Here is a 17734-nt window from a genome sequence, read left to right on the forward strand (position 1 = left end):
TAAATTATTGTTTGATCGCACTTGCGATCAACAAATATTCGTTTGTACACAATCCGCCCCTCTATATACCTATAAGTAGAGGTTATCGGTATAGATAAGTATGCTGAATCAGAAATATGAAAATTTAACGCAATACTTAATATAAAATTAATAAGTCTATTCTTCCCGCCTAGTCTCAAAACAACGAGTAACTCGAATACTGACGCCAAAATAGCCTCTAATTCTGCCTTCTGGCTTTTCAGTGCTGTCGTTGGCGCGATCGTAATTATTCTCAGAATTTTAAATTTTTGTAACCTTTACAGGTAATGCCAATGGCTCAAATCTTACTCCAGACCGTTTGGTTTATACCTTGCTATCCACTTATCGGCGGAGTTCTGTCGATGCTGTGGTTTCCAGCAGTTACCCGCCGCACGGGGCCAAGACCATCCGGTTACGTGAACGCCATATTAACCTTGTTCGCTTTCCTACACGGCGTCATCGCCCTCACAGCTATCTGGAACCAACCGGTCCAACACCAGTTGATTCCCTGGCTGAATGTAGCAGGTTTAGACTTAACCATTCCCGTAGAAATCTCTGCTGTCACCGTCGGGGCGACAGTTTTGATTACCGGACTGAACTTGCTGGCGCAGATTTATGCTTTCGGTTACATGGAAATGGACTGGGGCTGGGCTCGTTTCTTTTCGCTGATGGGGCTGTTTGAAGCCGGGATGTGCGGCTTGGTACTGTGCAATTCCCTGTTCTTCAGCTACATGATTTTGGAAGTTCTGACTTTGGGTACTTACCTGCTAGTCGGGCTGTGGTTCAATCAGTCTTTGGTGGTGACAGGAGCCCGCGACGCTTTCTTAACAAAGCGGGTGGGAGACTTATTCCTGCTGATGGGAGTAGTCGCAATTCTGCCGCTGGCTGGAACTTGGAATTTTGACGAGTTGGCTGTTTGGGCTCAGACTGCAAAGCTTGACCCTACTGTAGCGACGCTGTTGAGCTTAGCTTTGATTGCCGGGCCGATGGGTAAGTGCGCTCAGTTTCCCTTGCACCTGTGGCTGGATGAGGCGATGGAAGGCCCGCTGCCGGCGACGATTTTGCGGAACACCGTAGTTGTCGAAACTGGTGCTTGGATATTGATTAAGTTGCAGCCGGTGATTGCTTTGTCGCCCGTGGGCGTGAAGACAACTATTATTGTAGGCGCTGCGACGGCGGTTGGTGCTTCATTAATTGCGATCGCCCAAATCGACATCAAGCGCACGCTTTCCTATATAGTCAGCTCTTACATGGGCTTAGTATTTATCGCCGTCGGCACCGGACAAGCCCAGACAGCCCTGACATTGATATTTGCCTACAGCTTGGCAATGGGTTTGCTGGTGATGAGCATCGGTTCGGTAGTTTGGAACAGCATCACTCAGGATGTCCGAGCTCTCGGCGGTTTGTGGAGAAAGCGGCCGATATCGGCCATATCGTTTATTGTCGGTAGCGCTGGATTGCTGGGACTGCCGCCCTTCGGCTGTTTCTGGGCTTTAGAAGACTTCACATCCGGGCTTTGGGCAGCTCACCCTTTCTTGTTAGGAATAGTGCTGTTTGTAAACGCCGTCACTGCTTTTGGCTTGGTGCGCGTCTTCGGTTTAGTTTTCGGGGGCAAACCAAAGCAAATGACCGAACGTTCGCCGGAAGTTCACTGGCCTTTTATCTTGCCGATGACTGTTTTAATGGGCTTTACTTTGCACGTTCCGCACTTGCTGGCTGCGTGGCATTTATTGCCTGGGGCAAGTTTGAATTATACCGCAAGTGGACTGCTAGTTTTGTCAACGACGATCGGCATCGGTGCAGGAGCATTTGTTTACCTGAACGAGAAATGGGAAAAACCGGTACGAATTGGTTCTCAAGGCCTGCAAGACTTTTTTGCCTACGACTTTTACACCGCCAAACTGTACCGGGTGACAGTGATATTTGCAGTTGGTTTAGTTGCTCAATTTATCTCCTGGGTCGATCGCAATATTGTTGACGGATTCGTGAATTTAATCGGTTTTGCAACTGTTTTCAGCGGGCAAAGCCTCAAATACAACGTTAACGGTCAAACTCAGTTTTACGCCCTGACAATTCTGTTCGGCGTGGCGCTTTTGGGACTGCTGATAAGCTGGCCTCTGCTAGCTCGCCTGTCGCTGATTGTAGGCGGGTAAAGAGATATAATTTTTAAGATTTTAGGTGACAGTTTTAATCTAAAATCTTAAAAATATGAAGTCTTGAACAAAGATTTCCAACTCCAGGCAGCACAAATGAACCAAAATAACGACAAATTGAATCTTTCCCGGCGCAATTCCCTCAAATTTGTCGCAGGTGCGATTGGTACAGGGATACTCGCAGCACGAGCAGGCGCTGAGTTGGCTGCACCCGAACCGGCAATTGCTCAAAATGACTCGACTCCCGATGCTGCTCTGCAAAAGTTAATGGACGGGAACAAGCGGTTTGTTGACAGAAAACGCCAAAATCCCCACCAAGACTTTGCGCGCATCACCGAAGTTGCCCAAACTCAAAAACCCTTTGCTTGTATTCTCGGCTGTGCAGATTCCCGCTTTCCTTCGGAAATTATCTTCGATCAAGGAATTGGAGATTTATTTGTCTGTCGCGTGGCCGGAAATGTGGTTACCCCAGAAGAAAAGGGTAGCCTGGAATTTGGCACGCTGGTACTGGGAGCAAAAGTGCTTATGGTAGTCGGACATGAAAGGTGCGGTGCGGTAACCGCAACCATCAAAGGAGGTGAACTTCCCGGTCAAATTGGCAGTTTGACCAATGCCATTAAGCCGGCTGTAGAAAGCTCGAAAAACCAACCGGGCGATAATGTAGAAAATGCCGTCAAAGCGAATGTTATTCTGCAAGCTCAGAGGTTGAAAGAGTCTCCAGTTATCTCTCAGTTAATTCAAGAGGGTAAACTGAAAGTTGTTGGTGGATACTACGATTTAGACACGGGTGCAGTCAGTATGGTTACTGTGCCGTGATGCAATTTGGGATTGATAATTTGGGAAAAGTTAACATCTAAACTCTCAAATTCAGACTCAAAGCCCCAGGCAGACGACGACTTGTAGGGTGCGTCATACCGAGTTATAGATGGATTAGCGAGGGTTGGGCGAGCGGACGCACCTTACCACCTGTGTCCTTTGCGTTCAGGACTGAAATTATCAAACACAAAAACCTGAAAAATTGATTCTTTACTCTTTACTCTTTACTCTTGACACATTATGCTTAGTGCCTTGCTCTGGTTGCCCACGTTGGGCGCTGCGGTAGTCGGGTTCCTGCCCGGAAATATCAATGGGATGCGCCTGCGTTCAATAGCCTCGGCTTTTGCTTCTGCTATTTTCATTTTGAATATCTGGCTGTTGACTCAATTCGATACAACCAATTCCGGACTGCAATTTCAAGAATATTTGCCTTGGATTCCACAATTAGGTTTGAGCTACAACTTAGGCATTGACGGCTTGTCGTTGCCGCTGCTGGTTTTAAGTGCTTTGCTAACGCTATTAGTCATTTATGGCACTGGCGAAAAGATGGAGCGCCCCCAGCTTTACTACGCTTTGATTTTGCTAATCAATGCGGGTGTTGCCGGAGCTTTGATGTCTCAAAATTTGCTGCTGTTTGTACTGTTTTATGAAGTAGAATTAATTCCTTTTTACCTGTTGATTGCGATTTGGGGCGGAAAGCAGCGGGAATACGCTGCCATGAAGTTTTTGATCTACACGGCAGTTTCGGGACTTTTAGTGCTGGCAGCATTTTTGGGTGTGGCTTGGCTGAGTGGTTCTTTAAATTTCGATTACAGTGCGATTACCACTCAAGAATTGCCGAGAAATGTGCAGTTAATCTTGCTAACAATTTTGCTAATTGGGTTGGGAATTAAAATTCCTTTAGTGCCGCTGCACACTTGGCTACCAGATGCTTACGTCGAAGCTTCGCCAGCAACAGCAATTTTGCTGGGAGGGATTCTGGCGAAGTTGGGAACTTACGGTTTAGTGCGGTTTGGCTTGCAGATGTTTCCCGAAACTTGGTCGATTATAGCTCCCGGTTTAGCGATTATCGGGACTGTGAGCGTGATGTACGGGGCTTTGAGCGCGATCGCCCAAAAAGACATCAAACGCATGGTAGCCTATAGTTCGATCGGGCATATGGGCTACATCCTCGTTGCTTGCGCCGCCGGCACGAAACTCGCCTTAATCGGTGCTGTCGGGCAAATGGTAAGCCACGGCTTGATTTTAGCTTTGCTATTTTATTTGGTAGGCATCATCGAAACCAAAGTTGGCACGCGGGATTTGGACGTGCTCAACGGTTTGATGAACCCGATGCGGGGTTTACCCACTGCCAGTTCCCTGTTAGTTTTGGGCGGCATGGCAAGCGCCGGAATTCCTGGTTTGGTGGGTTTTATTGCCGAGTTTTTAGTGTTTCAAGGCAGTTTCTCGATCTTTCCAATTCCAACTTTACTCTGCATTTTAGCTTCTGGTTTAACAGCAGTTTACTTTGTGATTCTGCTCAACCGCACCTGTTTTGGAAAGTTGGACAATGCCACGGCTTACTACCCTGCAGTTACGTTTGCTGAAAATATGCCAGCGTTGGTTTTGGCGGGCATCATTTTCGTGTTGGGAATTCAACCTGCTTGGCTGCTCAAGTGGAGCGAATCGACTACAAATGCGATCGTTGCTACTCTGCCGGCTGACAGAAATACCCAAGTTGCTATTAGCTATCGCCTAGAACACTCGGATCTTGAAATCGCGTCTACACAAACGAAGTCCGCCTCCGCAGACTAAGAATCTACTCGTTTCCAGGCTCTACCTGGGAACGCAAGTCCGGAGGCTCTGCCTCCAATTTTCCGGCTCGCCGGCCTGGATATCGGTTCCCCGGCTCTAGCCTGGAAGTTAAAGAATCGCAGCTTTTTGCAATACTTCAAAATATTTAGATTCACTCAATCAAAGGAAGAAACAATGGTACAAACCCCTAATAAACCAGCAACTAAACTACCCCCTTCAAAACACGAATTTGCCGAAGTAATTCACAGGCTGGAAGCTGGTGGCGCGATGATTCCAGATACGCCGGAAAATCTGATGCAAATCATCGCTATCTGGAAAGCTTACGCGGTGCCGATGGACTTTTACTGGCGGGATTTGCTCTACATCGCCGAACGAGTATTTTTACACCCGCTTCCTTTCTTTAAATACTTTTTACCCCAAGAGTATTTAGACTTGCAAAATCACTATGCAGGCGACGGTGCAGATTTGCGGATCTGGCGCGGTACTGGAAGCGTTCACCCGGAACTTTTGGAGTTCATGGAAAAGGGAGAAACTGGTAAACTTCCTCGATTTATGCACCATTTGTGGCACGATCGCATTAACATGGAATTTGCCGAAGAGGTCATGAGGTCGATGCTTTGGCACCGGGGGATGTACGTTCCCGTCAATCAATTTGACCCTTATCTCGACACCGACGAATACAAAGCTAATGCCGATCGCGCCATTAAAGCTTACTTCAAAAAAGATCCGTTCATGCTGGCGCTGCACAAAGCATTCCCGGATTTGTTTTTAGAACAGTGCCGCCAAATGTCTTATTACAGCAATCTCGGCTTGTTTTGGGAAGTAATGGCCCCGGTGTTTTTTGAAGTTTCCGACTTGTACGACGAAGGCAAAGTTACCACAGTCCCGCAGGCGATGGATTTCATCACAAATGGCATATTTGCGATCGCCGGTCGCCCGATTTACCACCACGTTGTCATCGACGGGGAAACCTACGAAATAATCCCGAAATCTAAAGGTTTCACTTGGCTGTACGAAGCAGCGCTACCTTATGTAGAAGCTATATTTTACCGCACTTCGCCGTTCCGGGGAACCAAATCGTACAACGCGCAAGCCAAGGAAGTTCCCGACGATCAAAAAGACTTCCACTACGGAGTTTTGTATGCAGATAAATTCCCAGTAGGTACTGCCGGAATTCCGCCGACTTTGCTAGCACAAGATATGCTGCACTTCCTGCCGCCTTATTTGATGGATTTCTACAAACAGCGGTGTCGCGGCGAGGATGATATTCTCAATCAAATTGGCGTAACGTTCCAGCGATCGATGTACTGCGTTACTTCGGGAGTGATTCAAGCTTTGCGGGTTGCCCTACTGTATCCTTTGGACGATCCAAACCCGAAGCATTTGAAGGCGAATCGGGCGTTTTTCGAGTCTCAGATCGATCGCTTCTGCCGCCCGGAATACGGCATGAAATACGCAGCGAAGTTGAAGAACATTCAGACTTCAGATTATAGGTAGTCATCGGGCATTGGGAATGGGGCATAGTAATCGGGAATTTGTTATTGCAAAAACTCCTAATGATTACCGATTACTATGCCCCATCCGATTTTAGATTAAAATTACTAATTGATCTAAAATCTAAAATGTAAAATTGTCCAATGTCCAATGCCCTATGCCCTATGCCCTATGCCCTATGCCCCATTCCCCAATAACTATGGACAGCAAAGATCTAGCCAAATATATCGAAGCAAAGGACGGGATTTCCAAACCTTGGCTGTTGGTGCAACTGCGACTGAAAAAATTGCAAGAAAGGCGATCGGAGATTTCTGCTGAAGAGTATATGACAGAACTTACAGACCTTCACAAAGATTTAATGAATCTGGGGGAATGGTGGCTGGGAATCGAGGATGAAGTGTTTTAAAATTTAATTGAAAGTTCAAGTAGGATTAAGTCGATCGCACTTTAAAATTTATCCATCAAATTTTTTTCTTGGGCATAGACATCTCGTAGCTGTTGCAGCGCGGTTCCAGAAATGACCGATTTAACAGTAGCTACCAATTGGCCCCACTCCAGCAAGCTATCAACTGAAACAGCTTTTTTGAACTTATATGTGTAGAATTTCGTCCAAAATGCTGGTGCTTGCTTGCTTTTCCAGCGTTTGTACCATCGGCCAAAATCTTGAGGTGCGATCGGCTGTACTTCTAAAATAGGGGGAAAATCGGCGTAGCTGACAAAGCGGCTGATGCCTTTGGCGTGCACGTACACCATGTAGCGACAGCATTCGATGCGGTAAATCTCGTCTGCTGCGATATTGAACAGCAGGGCCACTGTTTCTTCGGTAACGAATCTCGCCAGCGGATGCAGGATTGGCGATTTGTGGAGAATTTTTGAGCAGGTGAGGGTGCTTGATTTTAGCTGGGATGATGCTATCATTGCTGGTAGACAGCTAGTAACTGTCTATTTAATTTTTGAAGGCGATCGCCCTTAGTTGTCCAGACGTGAGGCGATCGCTTTTTCAGATATCTAATATTAAACGACAGCAGATTGTCATTTGTCAAGTAAGTATGAGCAAAGGCTTGGTGAGGTTGCGGATTCGGGAGTTTGCAGACCAGAACGGCTGGACACTTAAGGAAGTTTCAGATCGATCGGGTGTTGGTTACAGCACCATTAGAAACTACGCCCAATGTCAAGGCATGACAACCGTTAATTTTGCCTACTTGCACAGGCTGGCTCGCATTTTCGATATTATGATTGAGGATTTGGTGGAGATTTTAGAGGAGTAGGTCGGTCTGCCACGATATTGACTGAATTTTCCGATATCATGGTGAGTCAACCTAAGAATTGCATCAACTCTCAAGCATGGGTTTAGTCAGGCTAAAAATTCGGGAACTAGCGGCGGAGAAGGGCTGGACGCTTAAGGAAGTATCCGATGTTCCGGGGTAATTTATAGCACTGTCAGAAGCTATGCTCGTCGTCCTGAAATGGCAATGGTTGACTTTACTTGCCTGCGGAAGTTAGCTCGGACTTTTGATGTGATGATTGAGGAGTTGGTTGAGGTTTTGGAGGAATAGGTCGATCGGCATTAAGTTGTCAAGACCGGGGGCGAGCACTTTTTCAGATGCAATTATCTTAAAACGCAACTGCATTATTTGTCAAGCATGGGTTTAGTCAGAGTAAAAGTGCGAGAGTTAGCGGCCGAGAGGGGCTGGACATTCAAGGAGGTGGCTGAGCGATCGGGCGTGATCTATAGCACCATAACCAGCTATGCTCGTCGTTCAGAAATATCAATGGTTGACTTTACCGCCCTGTACAAGTTAGCGCGGGCATTTGATGTGATGATTGAGGACTTGGTGGAGATTATTGAGGAATAGGTCGATCAGCCTTTCCACGTTTCCACTATAAACCCTTGTGTTTCGTCTTGTCAAGACGCGCTTAAGCATTTTGCATCGCAGATAAAAGCTCAGCTTAAAGGTGCTAAGATTTAGTCAAAGTTGTTAATCTCCCGTTACCTTTGTGACTAGAGCCAGTACCGCCATTGGGGTTAGCCCCATAATTAAGGAACTTGTGCAGAAAAAGGCGCTAGCAACCAGGCTAACGCTGAAGGAAATCATCTATGTCGGGATGCTGGCGATCGACGAGTTGGACGAAAAGCGCCTGCAAGAGTTGGCTGACAAGGTGCATCAGATGCAGGTGAATGGTGAAATTTGAGGCGATGAGGGCGATTCCCTACGGGTTAGCTACGTCGCGCGTACTTCGGGTGAAGTAAGGCAAGGGCGCTGCTATGGAATTCGTCTACTGAAACAAATTCTCATTTTTCTACCAATAAATTGGGGTTTTCTTCTCCTCAACAGGAGCGTTGTCCCATCTAGTATTTGTACCCGTTTCGGTGTTCTTAGCCCCACACAGTCTGCTCAAATCAACTATCGTGCTATCGGAGCGCTGATAAAAACAAAAAGGTCGATCGTTGGATTGAGCTTGGGGTGGACCAAAAAGAGCAGGCATGGAAAAGCGCTCAGAAGACTGCCTCGGCATTGGGGATACTGGAACTTTCATCTCGGTGGTTGGCTCTGACGGTTTTGCATGGGCTGCATCGGCCGTTACCATTCCTGACAGTAGCAGAAATACCACCGAAAGCAGGAGGAGATTGGAGCGTTTCATCTTACTTTTCGACAATCTTGGTTCTGAGACTCTCAACAAATGCCAGGACATCGGCTTTGTCTGGTGGATTGACGCTATTTTTATCGAGAGCTTGGGACACACCATTAGCAAAAGCGTTAAATTCATTGTTCGTGAGACCTCCATCCATTCCACTATGGGAAAGCTTCATAGTCCGCCCTGTATAAACACAAGGCCCCCCTGCCGCTTGGCAGAATTGATCCACTAACAACTGACGCAGCCTCTGTTTTGAGTTTGTGCTCAAGCCAATAAAGTATTTACCAATTAAAGGGTCAGCGAATATGAAAGCTGCTGAATCATCAATGACTGCCGCGATCGCGTTGTAGCCTCCTAACCTAGTGTACAGAGTTCTTGCTGAAGAACCTTGTGCAATCATATCTGTAGTTACTTTTTCGGCTGATTCTTGTGCTGACATCGCCGGCGTAGAACGAGCGAAACTAGGGCTTAATCTGAAAGTAGTCACTACTATGACTGTCATACAAATTAATGTCAACAACATTGCCAAAGATTTACTGATTTTCATTGAAAATCTCCAAGTGTGATGGTAATATGGTTAATTGAATCTTCAGCACTAAGTCATTTACAGATACATAGGCTTAAGAAGCCGGAAGGCGAAGTATAAGCCCAACTAAACTTAGTCTTTCGCTCTGTGGGATGGTAAAGAGGCGATGGGAAAGAGGCGATGGGAAAGAGCGATCAGTCGTCACATCACTTGATAACTTTAGCATTAAATTATCTTACGGTAGATTTTGTAATATTTCTTAGATAAGTCAGCATTTGCTGATTGATGGAGTTCACATTGTGTGGCGTCTTGTCAAAACGCGGTTAAACAAGTTGGATCGCAGTTAAAAGCTGAGGTTAAAAGTCCTAAAATTTAATCGAACTTGTGAATCTCCGGTTAGTTTTGTGACTAGAGGCAGTACCGCCATTGGAGTCAGCCCCATAATTAAGGAACTTGTGCAGAAAAAGGCGCTAGCAACCCGACTAACGCTGAAGGAAATCATCTATGTCGGGATGCTGGCGATCGACGAGTTGGACGAAAAGCGCTTGCAAGAGTTGGCTGATCAGGTGCATCAAATGCAGGTGAAGGGTGAAATTTGAGCGGTTGAGGAAAACCAGGTCAACAGTTTCAGCTTTACGGCCAATCACTTTGCAAGAATTTCACAATGAAGCAAACATGAGAAAGAGGTTTATTCAGATTATCTAGATGGCCATTAATTTCATAATCAAGTAAGACAACAGATTTTAAACTCGCCTATTCTCTTAACTTTTGGCATTGATTCTTCATTCGGCTATACGTTCTGGTGCAGCGCGGTTGTTGAGATGCTGTGGCTACCTCGGTGCTTTACGCCAACCATTTGCGATCGCCTCTGACTCTGTGCAAAACCATCTCTCACCCCTAGCTGGATCAATAACTGTTGATTCGTAATCTTCCATGCCTGGAAGGTGATAAACCTTATTGCCTGTATCGATCGAGATGTTGCCTTTGATAGTACATCCTGGTTTGGCGATCGATGTAATTGGAGAAGGTGAACGACTAGGACTAAACTCCATTGTAAGAACCACAATGACAGCCAGAATCCCAATACCAAAAACTGTTTTGAGTACACCGCGTTTCTGTGGTTTCTGCTTTGTTGGCCGATGTCGAGGTGCAACACCTTGAATTGATGCTCTAGTTGCACGTACTTTCCCGTCTGTTTCAGCAACTTGCTCGTACAAAATCGTATCTCCGACTTTTGGGCGACGACTTACTTCCTTAAGCGCACTGATATGCAAGAAAACTTCTTTACTGCCATCATCCGGTTTAATGAAGCCAAACCCCCGATCGTCTTTCCAGGTTGTCAGTTGCCCTTTATTCAGAACAGGTTTCATAAAATTGAACTTTTATTCGTGCTTAACAGACTCAGCCAACCACTTCGCTTTCTGGCGCCGACGAACATTAATCGGACTGTTGCGAATATCAACTTCTAGGGTTACTTATTGTAACTAAGAATCTGTAGTATGTTCCAATCCCTTTTAAGTTTTGACTCGATCGCCCCTTAACTAGACGACTTCCCTTCTTTACTCCCAGCCTTTGGGCTTGTTTACTCGATATAGTTATTTCTCCTACACAACTTTTTATGGTTCTTTTTCTACCCGAACCTTTTCCCCCCGCCGAGTGAAAAAAAAACCGCTAATTTCTGGTGCTACTGTCTCAATTAAATGTTCCCTCACACTCAGTTCTACGGATTCAAAGCTTTGTAGATTGTCTACTGGGGTATTCTTATAAAGTATCTCTGCTATTTCTTGGAGATTTATTTTGATCTTCTGCTGTTCTTCTGGGGTCATGCGAACTTGGATTATGGTAATTTATCTGCTTTCTATTATGCCATCAGCTTAGCCCGACAATTGTCTGAGTATTTATACTGACTGTAAAAGTGGGATGCTCCCTTAACTAAGGCTCGGTATTAACGACTAAATCCCTTTGAATCCCACTTCCATATCCATCTCTTTGGCCGGACTTACAGGAGGTTGAGGCGCGGGTTGGGTTTGCTTGCGAAAAACGCCAATTTGATTGAGAACGATTCCGATTAAAATGATGCTGCCGCCGATGTATTGAGCTGTTGTTGGCGTTTCCGATAAAATCAAATAGGCGGCTAAAATCCCCGCGATCGGACTAAACGAACTGGCGAGGGATACATCTGCCGCGCCCGTCGTTTTTAGTCCCGTAAACCAGCACAGTTGTCCGCCAACAACAATAATCGCACCATAGACGAGCATCCACTGCCAGAGGAAGGGCGCAAAAACATCGATAAAGTGAGTGGGAGTATATAAGATTAAAACGACAATAAAGAAAACAACTGTTCCCAGTGTTGTTCTGATAATAGAGAACAATCCTAACGGAATTTGTTTGAGCGTGACTTTACTAATAATCGTCGAAATGGCTAACGCGATCGCCCCGGATGCTGCCATGAATTCGCCTCTGCCGATCGTCAATCCGCCCATGTCCATCATATCGGTAGTCGGTGTTTGCAATACAATAGTCAGTGCAACACCCAGAAACGAAACGATCGCCCCCGCAATCACCCAAAGATTGACGAGAGCGCCCAAAATTAGAATGGACAGCGCTAAAATCAGAGGCGGCTCGATGCGTCCAATCAGTACCACATTATTGACAGCGGTTAAATCCAACGCCATAAAAGTTAAGGCTGGAGCCAATGCCCCAGAGAGCAAAGAAATTCCGATCAATCCCCACCATGTTTTACTGGGAATCGATCGGAAATTTTGCACCGTACATTGCTGGCGATAAACCAGGAATAAAACTGCTAACGCGCAGAGATTCCCTACAAATAAAACATTACAAAGTGAAATCAAATTTCTGCCGTCGATTGCGTTCTGGGCTCCTAAATCGGTCAGTTTGCGAATGACAGAGTTAGAGGCAGCAAAAATAATGATTGCTAGTAATAAATAGGTTCGTCCAGGGATGCGGTTGAATAATTGAGACACGATAATAGGAACATGAATATATGATGCCTTCTCTTCTTTATACCACTGTTTCCTATGCGGTAATTCCTTACAGAAATATACAAAAAAATCCCCCGCTAGAAGGCGGGGGATTTTAGTTAATTACCTAGAAACCAGAGTTCAGAGTTACCCGAATTTCCCGGCCGTCGAGGCAATTACAAAGGCCGCGTAAGTGAGGACGTTGCCCACAGTAAAGTGAACTAAGCCAACCAAACGACCTTGGACGATCGACAAAGCAACAGGCTTGTCTTTCCAGCGAACCAAGTTAGCCAAAGGAGTGCGCTCGTGAGCCCAAACCAAAGTCTCGATCAACTCTTGCCAGTAACCTCTCCAAGAGATCAGGAACATGAAACCAGTTGCCCAAACAAGGTGTCCGAATAAGAACATCCAAGCCCAGACTGACAAGTTGTTAGTACCATACGGGTTGTAACCGTTGATCAACTGAGAAGAATACAGCCAGAGGTAATCGCGGAACCAGCCCATCAGGTAGGTAGAAGACTCATTGAACTGAGCCACGTTACCTTGCCAGATGCCCAGGTGCTTCCAGTGCCAGTAGAACGTTACCCAAGCTAGGGTGTTCAACATCCAGAATACAGACAGGTACATCGCGTCCCAAGCAGAGATGTCGCAAGTACCGCCACGGCCGGGGCCGTCGCAAGGGAAAGCATAACCGAAGTCTTTTTTGTCCGGCATCAGCTTAGAACCGCGTGCATCCAGAGCGCCCTTGACCAAGATCAAGGTGGTGGTGTGCAAGCCTAGTGCGATCGCATGGTGAACCAAGAAATCGCCAGGTCCGATCGCCAAGAACAGAGAATTAGTACCGCTGTTAATCGCATCCAACCAGCCTGGGAGCCATACGTTGCCGTAGTTGGGCCAAGCGGTAGAAGCAATGCTGTCAGGGTTAGACAACAGCACGTCCATGCCGTAGAGAGCTTTTCCGTGAGCAGCTTGGATGAACTGTGCGAACACAGGTTCAATCAAGATTTGCTTTTCAGGAGTTCCGAAAGCAACTACAACGTCATTGTGAACGTACAAGCCGAGAGTGTGGAAGCCCAAGAACAGCGACACCCAGCTCAAGTGAGAGATAATCGCTTCTTTGTGCTGCAACACGCGATCAAGCACGTTGCCTTTGTTTGCTTCTGGATCGTAGTCCCGCACCAAGAAGATAGCTCCATGGGCGAAAGCGCCGACCATGATGAATCCAGCAATGTACTGGTGGTGGGTGTAAAGCGCAGCCTGAGTCGTGAAGTCCTTACCTATAAAAGCGTAGGGAGGCATCGCGTACATATGCTGTGCTACCAAGGAGGTAATTACGCCCAAAGCAGCTAGGTGAAATGCCAGTTGGAAGTGCAGCGAGTTGTTGTAAGTTTCATACAAGCCTTGGTGAGGCAAGTTGAACTGTCCTTCACTCTTGCCGCCGACCAAACCAGCCTTAGAATCCAACATCTCTTTGATGCTGTGACCGATACCGAAGTTAGTCCGGTACATATGACCGGCAACGATAAACAGAACTGCGATCGCCAAATGGTGGTGAGCGATGTCTGTCAGCCACAGGGATTCTGTTTGAGGGTGGAAGCCACCCAAGAAAGTCAGAATTGCGGTTCCAGCGCCTTCGGAAGTACCGAAGACATGGCTCGCTGCATCTGGATTCTCGGCGTATACGCCCCAGTTACCAGTGAAGAACGGAGCCAAACCGGCCGGGTGAGGCGGGGTAGACAAGAAGTTGTCCCAACCTACGTGCTGTCCGCGAGATTCGGGGATAGCAACGTGAACCATGTGACCAGTCCAAGCCAAAGAGCTGACACCGAACAAACCAGCCAAGTGGTGGTTGAGGCGAGATTCAGCGTTTTTGAACCAAGACAAGCTGGGGCGGTACTTGGGCTGGAGGTGCAACCAACCTGCGAACAGGAAGACAGCCGCCAGTAGTAGCAAGAAGATAGCTCCTTGATACAGGTCGGCGTTTGTCCGAATCCCTTGGGTGAACCACCAATGGTAGACACCAGAGTAAGAGATATCCACCGGGTTAGAAGCGCCCCCTTGAGTGAAAGCTTCTACAGCAGGAGCGCCGAATTGCGGGTCCCAAATCGCGTGAGCGATCGGGCGGACGTTTAGAGGGTCTTTAATCCACTGTTCAAAGTTACCTTGCCATGCTACGTGGAACAGGCTGCCCGATGTCCACAAGAAAATGATTGCTAGGTGGCCGAAGTGAGAAGCAAAAATCTTTTGGTAAAGATTTTCTTCGGTCATGCCATCGTGGCTTTCAAAGTCGTGTGCTGTGGCAATCCCGTACCAGATCCGCCGTGTGGTCGGGTCTTGGGCAAGGTCTTGGCTAAATTTTGGAAATTTCGTTGCCATAAGCCTTGATTAATCCTGAATCCTGAACAAAATTGAAGGGATTCGGTTCGGAGTTTGGATTCTCGATTTGAGATTCCTCCCAAATCGAGAATCCAAAACCTAGGGGTAGTTTACCCTACCGAAATGATTCGCGCTAGGAAAAATGCCCACGTAGTGACAATTCCTCCTAGGAGGTAGTGAGCTACACCCACAGCCCGACCCTGAATAATGCTCAGAGCGCGAGGCTGAATCGACGGAGCTACCTTGAGCTTGTTGTGAGCCCAAACAATCGACTCAATCAGTTCTTGCCAGTAGCCACGGCCACTGAACAGGAACATCAAGCTGAAGGCGAAGACGAAGTGTCCAGCTAGGAACATCAAACCGTAGGCCGACAGTGCCGAACCGTAGGACTGAATGACCTGAGAAGCTTGCGCCCAAAGGAAGTCCCGCAGCCAGCCGTTAATCGTGATCGCACTTTGTGCGAAGTTGCCACCGGTAATGTGAGAAATTGTGCCGTCTGGCGATACTGTTCCCCACACGTCCGACTGCATTTTCCAGCTAAAGTGGAAAATCACGATCGAGATGCAGTTGTACATCCAGAACAAGCCTAGGAACACGTGATCCCAACCAGAAACTTGGCAGGTGCCGCCACGGCCGGGGCCGTCGCAAGGGAACCGGAAGCCCAAGTTGCCTTTGTCAGGAACCAAGCGAGAACTGCGTGCAAACAACACGCCTTTCAAAAGAATCAGGACTGTAACGTGAATGGTGAAAGCGTGGATGTGGTGGATCATGAAATCCGCCGTACCCAACTCGATCGGCATCATCGCTACTTTGCCGGCTACTACTACTGCACCGCCGCCAAAAGCGTGGCTAACGATTTCCGTAGCATTAGGCGCTGTTGTGCCCGGAGCCAAAGCGTGGATGTTTTGCACCCACTGGGCAAATATCGGACGCAACTGAATCCCGGTATCCGAGAACAAATCTTGAGGACGACCGAAAGCGCGCATCGTGTCGTTGTGAACGTACAAACCGAAGCTGTGGAAGCCCAAGAATATACAAACCCAGTTCAGGTGGGAAATGATCGCATCTCTATGACGGATCACGCGATCCAACAAGTTGTTGACATTTCCAGCGGGATCGTAATCCCGAACCATGAAGATTGCTCCGTGAGCGGCTGCTCCAACAATCAGGAATCCGCCAATCCACATGTGGTGGGTGAACAGGGATAGCTGAGTCGGGTAGTCGGTCGCGATGTACGGATAGGGAGGCATCGCGTACATATGTTGGGCGACGATGATGCTCAAAGAGCCCATCAGTGCCAAGTTAATCGACAGTTGCGCGTGCCAAGAATTAGTCAGGATTTCGTAGAGACCTTTGTGACCTTCACCAGTGAAGGGGCCTTTGTGGTTCTCTAGGATTTCTTTCATGCTGTGGCCGATGCCCCAGTTCGTCCGGTACATATGACCAGCGACGATGAATAGCACTGCCAAAGCTAAGTGGTGGTGTGCTGTATCAGTCAGCCACAAACCGCCTGTGGTGGGGTTCAGACCGCCTTTGAAGGTCAGGAAGTCTGTATATGCGCCCCAGTTGAGGGTGAAGAAGGGGGTTAAACCTTTAGCGAAACTCGGGTAGATGTCAGCCATCAAGCCCGGTGTCAAAATCCACTCGTGCGGCAGGGGGATGTCGGCAACTGTTTTGATCAGCTTACCGCCGACTGTCAGCGGTGCACCTGCATCGATCGCGTCCATGCAAGCATTGATCGGCAGAGCAACGTGAATTTGTTGTCCTGCGAAGCCCAAGCACCCGCAGCCTAACAAAACTGCCAAGTGGTGGTTCATCATCGATTCCACGTTCTGGAACCATTCCAGTTTCGGAGCGCGGACGTGATAGTGGAACCAACCGGCAAACAGCATTAAAGCTGCCATTACCAGGGCGCCGATCGCAGTGCAATATAGCTGGTATGAGTTAGTGATGCCGTTGGCGCGCCACAATTGGAATAGACCAGAGGTGATCTGAATCCCGTGAAAGCCGCCGCCTACATCTGCATTTAAAATTTCTTGACCAAAAATCGGCCAGACCACTTGAGCGCTGGGCTTGATGGCTGTAGGATTTGTCAGCCAAGCTTCGTAATTGGAAAATTTAGCGCCGTGGAAATATGCGCCGCTCAACCATACGAAGATTACTGCCAAGTGGCCGAAGTGAGCGCTAAAGATTTTGCGCGAAACGTCTTCTAAGTCACTTGTATGACTGTCAAAGTCGTGAGCGTTAGCGTGGAGGTTCCAAATCCAAGTGGTGGTTTTTGGCCCCTTAGCTAGAGTGCGATCAAAATGACCGGGTTTTGACCACTTCTCGAAAGAAGTTGGAACCGGATTTTTATCGACTACTACCCTAGCTTTTACCTCTCGCTCTGGAGGACTAATGGTCATGAAGACTCTCCTCTCGGTAAGACAAGGAACGAGAACTGAACACTGTACCGGACACTCCCCACGCTTGATTAGGCGGGGGATTCTCGAAAAAGCCGACACTTCACTGCACTTTACTCTTTGCAGAGCTAGACGCAGGTGCATCGTCTCCCCAAGCATTTTGCTTCTGTGAAGAAGCCAGTTTCCCAGTGTCGCTAACAATGTGACTGGGTACTGCTAACTCTTCTCGCTATCTGCAGCCGCCGATCGCGTCCTTGATTCAGACTTGATACGGCTGCTTCTTTTGAGGGAGTTTTATGAATTATAAGCTTGCTAGAGAAGTATTAATCGCTTGTTAACAATACTTAAAAAAGGCTCAATTCTTGATGTAATAACGCCTTTAAATCCCACAGTCCCTCGAAAAAGTCAAGGGGTACTGCCATTAACTTTACAAAACTCAAAGATAAGGTAATTTAGGATTACTCATTTGTAGATATATGTTTTGGAAAAAGGCTGCGGGAATTAAGAGTGGGAGAGGATGGGTTGCCCGCTGCTGCC

Annotated in this window: 18 protein-coding genes and 1 pseudogene; 10 read left to right on the top strand and 9 right to left on the bottom strand. The window is 47.4% G+C overall.

Going from position 1 to position 17734, the window contains the following annotated elements:
* Window positions 1-311 precede the first annotated feature (311 nt).
* From QUB37_RS02630 to QUB37_RS02650, 5 genes are all read left to right on the top strand, one after another.
* Window positions 312-2171 (top strand): NAD(P)H-quinone oxidoreductase subunit F, encoded by a 1860-nt coding sequence (locus tag QUB37_RS02630; RefSeq protein WP_333158815.1) that lies wholly within the window; start codon window positions 312-314, stop codon window positions 2169-2171.
* 96 nt (window positions 2172-2267) lie between these two features.
* Entirely contained in the window at window positions 2268-2987 is a 720-nt protein-coding gene (locus QUB37_RS02635) for a carbonic anhydrase (protein ID WP_333158817.1), read from the top strand.
* 240 nt (window positions 2988-3227) lie between these two features.
* On the top strand, window positions 3228-4781 hold the full coding sequence (locus QUB37_RS02640; protein ID WP_333158818.1) for an NADH-quinone oxidoreductase subunit M: 1554 nt from the start codon (window positions 3228-3230) through the stop codon (window positions 4779-4781).
* Window positions 4782-4955: 174 nt separating this feature from the next.
* Window positions 4956-6278, top strand: coding sequence for a CO2 hydration protein (locus QUB37_RS02645; protein WP_333158821.1), 1323 nt, complete (start codon window positions 4956-4958; stop codon window positions 6276-6278).
* 196 nt (window positions 6279-6474) lie between these two features.
* Window positions 6475-6681 (top strand): hypothetical protein, encoded by a 207-nt coding sequence (locus QUB37_RS02650; RefSeq protein WP_172190588.1) that lies wholly within the window; start codon window positions 6475-6477, stop codon window positions 6679-6681.
* A gap of 41 nt (window positions 6682-6722) precedes the next feature.
* Here QUB37_RS02650 and QUB37_RS02655 read toward each other — a convergent pair whose 3' ends face one another.
* Window positions 6723-7193 carry a hypothetical protein gene (locus QUB37_RS02655; protein ID WP_333158823.1) on the bottom strand — a complete coding sequence of 157 codons (471 nt, stop codon included), beginning with the start codon at window positions 7191-7193 and terminating at the stop codon, window positions 6723-6725.
* Window positions 7194-7324: 131 nt separating this feature from the next.
* On the opposite strand from QUB37_RS02655, the gene QUB37_RS02660 reads away from it, so the two are divergent.
* Together QUB37_RS02660 and QUB37_RS02665 are read left to right on the top strand one after the other, a co-directional pair.
* The gene (locus QUB37_RS02660) at window positions 7325-7543 is read left to right on the top strand and encodes a helix-turn-helix transcriptional regulator (protein ID WP_333158825.1); all 219 of its coding nucleotides are present in this window, start codon (window positions 7325-7327) and stop codon (window positions 7541-7543) included.
* Between the two features lie 76 nt (window positions 7544-7619).
* Window positions 7620-7831: pseudogene (locus tag QUB37_RS02665) on the top strand (helix-turn-helix domain-containing protein).
* On the opposite strand, the gene QUB37_RS02670 reads toward QUB37_RS02665, so the two are convergent.
* On the bottom strand, window positions 7775-7906 hold the full coding sequence (locus QUB37_RS02670; protein WP_333158916.1) for a hypothetical protein: 132 nt from the start codon (window positions 7904-7906) through the stop codon (window positions 7775-7777). The pseudogene QUB37_RS02665 and the gene QUB37_RS02670 overlap by 57 nt on opposite strands.
* Before the next feature lie 12 nt (window positions 7907-7918).
* Here QUB37_RS02670 and QUB37_RS02675 point away from each other — a divergent pair, with 12 nt between their 5' ends.
* Together QUB37_RS02675 and QUB37_RS02680 are read left to right on the top strand one after the other, a co-directional pair.
* Window positions 7919-8131 carry a helix-turn-helix domain-containing protein gene (locus QUB37_RS02675; RefSeq protein WP_006631308.1) on the top strand — a complete coding sequence of 71 codons (213 nt, stop codon included), beginning with the start codon at window positions 7919-7921 and terminating at the stop codon, window positions 8129-8131.
* A 142-nt stretch (window positions 8132-8273) separates the two neighbouring features.
* A complete protein-coding gene (locus QUB37_RS02680; RefSeq protein ID WP_190744088.1) occupies window positions 8274-8468 on the top strand; it encodes a hypothetical protein in 195 nt (64 codons plus the stop codon).
* Window positions 8469-8576: 108 nt separating this feature from the next.
* On the opposite strand, the gene QUB37_RS02685 is transcribed toward QUB37_RS02680, so the two are convergent.
* Together QUB37_RS02685 and QUB37_RS02690 are read right to left on the bottom strand one after the other, a co-directional pair.
* Window positions 8577-8918 carry a hypothetical protein gene (locus QUB37_RS02685; RefSeq protein WP_333158828.1) on the bottom strand — a complete coding sequence of 114 codons (342 nt, stop codon included), beginning with the start codon at window positions 8916-8918 and terminating at the stop codon, window positions 8577-8579.
* A gap of 1 nt (window position 8919) precedes the next feature.
* The gene (locus tag QUB37_RS02690) at window positions 8920-9459 is read right to left on the bottom strand and encodes a group 1 truncated hemoglobin (RefSeq protein WP_333158830.1); all 540 of its coding nucleotides are present in this window, start codon (window positions 9457-9459) and stop codon (window positions 8920-8922) included.
* Window positions 9460-9842: 383 nt separating this feature from the next.
* On the opposite strand from QUB37_RS02690, the gene QUB37_RS02695 reads away from it, so the two are divergent.
* Window positions 9843-10037, top strand: a complete 195-nt coding sequence (locus tag QUB37_RS02695; RefSeq protein WP_333158832.1) for a hypothetical protein — start codon at window positions 9843-9845, stop codon at window positions 10035-10037.
* Between the two features lie 231 nt (window positions 10038-10268).
* On the opposite strand, the gene QUB37_RS02700 is transcribed toward QUB37_RS02695, so the two are convergent.
* The 5 genes from QUB37_RS02700 to psaA form a co-directional block, all read right to left on the bottom strand.
* Window positions 10269-10808, bottom strand: coding sequence for a cold shock domain-containing protein (locus QUB37_RS02700; protein ID WP_333158834.1), 540 nt, complete (start codon window positions 10806-10808; stop codon window positions 10269-10271).
* 246 nt (window positions 10809-11054) lie between these two features.
* Window positions 11055-11264 (bottom strand): hypothetical protein, encoded by a 210-nt coding sequence (locus QUB37_RS02705; protein WP_333158836.1) that lies wholly within the window; start codon window positions 11262-11264, stop codon window positions 11055-11057.
* Window positions 11265-11390: 126 nt separating this feature from the next.
* Entirely contained in the window at window positions 11391-12422 is a 1032-nt protein-coding gene (locus QUB37_RS02710; protein WP_333158838.1) for a DMT family transporter, read from the bottom strand.
* A 144-nt stretch (window positions 12423-12566) separates the two neighbouring features.
* Window positions 12567-14795 (bottom strand): photosystem I core protein PsaB, encoded by a 2229-nt coding sequence (gene psaB / locus QUB37_RS02715; protein WP_333037061.1) that lies wholly within the window; start codon window positions 14793-14795, stop codon window positions 12567-12569.
* Window positions 14796-14905: 110 nt separating this feature from the next.
* Complete coding sequence (gene psaA / locus QUB37_RS02720) at window positions 14906-17200, bottom strand: photosystem I core protein PsaA (RefSeq protein ID WP_333057330.1); 2295 nt, start codon at window positions 17198-17200, stop codon at window positions 14906-14908.
* Window positions 17201-17734 lie beyond the last annotated feature (534 nt).

The organism is Microcoleus sp. AT3-A2 (genome assembly GCF_036705685.1).
Classification (GTDB): domain Bacteria; phylum Cyanobacteriota; class Cyanobacteriia; order Cyanobacteriales; family Microcoleaceae; genus Microcoleus.

Coding starts and splice junctions, on each gene's coding strand:
- QUB37_RS02630 (WP_333158815.1), top strand. CDS start 312: ATGGCTCAAATCTTACTCCAGACCGTTTGGTTTATACCTTGCTATCCA.
- QUB37_RS02635 (WP_333158817.1), top strand. CDS start 2,268: ATGAACCAAAATAACGACAAATTGAATCTTTCCCGGCGCAATTCCCTC.
- QUB37_RS02640 (WP_333158818.1), top strand. CDS start 3,228: ATGCTTAGTGCCTTGCTCTGGTTGCCCACGTTGGGCGCTGCGGTAGTC.
- QUB37_RS02645 (WP_333158821.1), top strand. CDS start 4,956: ATGGTACAAACCCCTAATAAACCAGCAACTAAACTACCCCCTTCAAAA.
- QUB37_RS02650 (WP_172190588.1), top strand. CDS start 6,475: ATGGACAGCAAAGATCTAGCCAAATATATCGAAGCAAAGGACGGGATT.
- QUB37_RS02655 (WP_333158823.1), bottom strand. CDS start 7,193: ATGATAGCATCATCCCAGCTAAAATCAAGCACCCTCACCTGCTCAAAA.
- QUB37_RS02660 (WP_333158825.1), top strand. CDS start 7,325: ATGAGCAAAGGCTTGGTGAGGTTGCGGATTCGGGAGTTTGCAGACCAG.
- QUB37_RS02670 (WP_333158916.1), bottom strand. CDS start 7,906: ATGCAGTTGCGTTTTAAGATAATTGCATCTGAAAAAGTGCTCGCCCCC.
- QUB37_RS02675 (WP_006631308.1), top strand. CDS start 7,919: ATGGGTTTAGTCAGAGTAAAAGTGCGAGAGTTAGCGGCCGAGAGGGGC.
- QUB37_RS02685 (WP_333158828.1), bottom strand. CDS start 8,918: ATGAAACGCTCCAATCTCCTCCTGCTTTCGGTGGTATTTCTGCTACTG.
- QUB37_RS02690 (WP_333158830.1), bottom strand. CDS start 9,459: ATGAAAATCAGTAAATCTTTGGCAATGTTGTTGACATTAATTTGTATG.
- QUB37_RS02700 (WP_333158834.1), bottom strand. CDS start 10,808: ATGAAACCTGTTCTGAATAAAGGGCAACTGACAACCTGGAAAGACGAT.
- QUB37_RS02705 (WP_333158836.1), bottom strand. CDS start 11,264: ATGACCCCAGAAGAACAGCAGAAGATCAAAATAAATCTCCAAGAAATA.
- psaB (WP_333037061.1), bottom strand. CDS start 14,795: ATGGCAACGAAATTTCCAAAATTTAGCCAAGACCTTGCCCAAGACCCG.
- psaA (WP_333057330.1), bottom strand. CDS start 17,200: ATGACCATTAGTCCTCCAGAGCGAGAGGTAAAAGCTAGGGTAGTAGTC.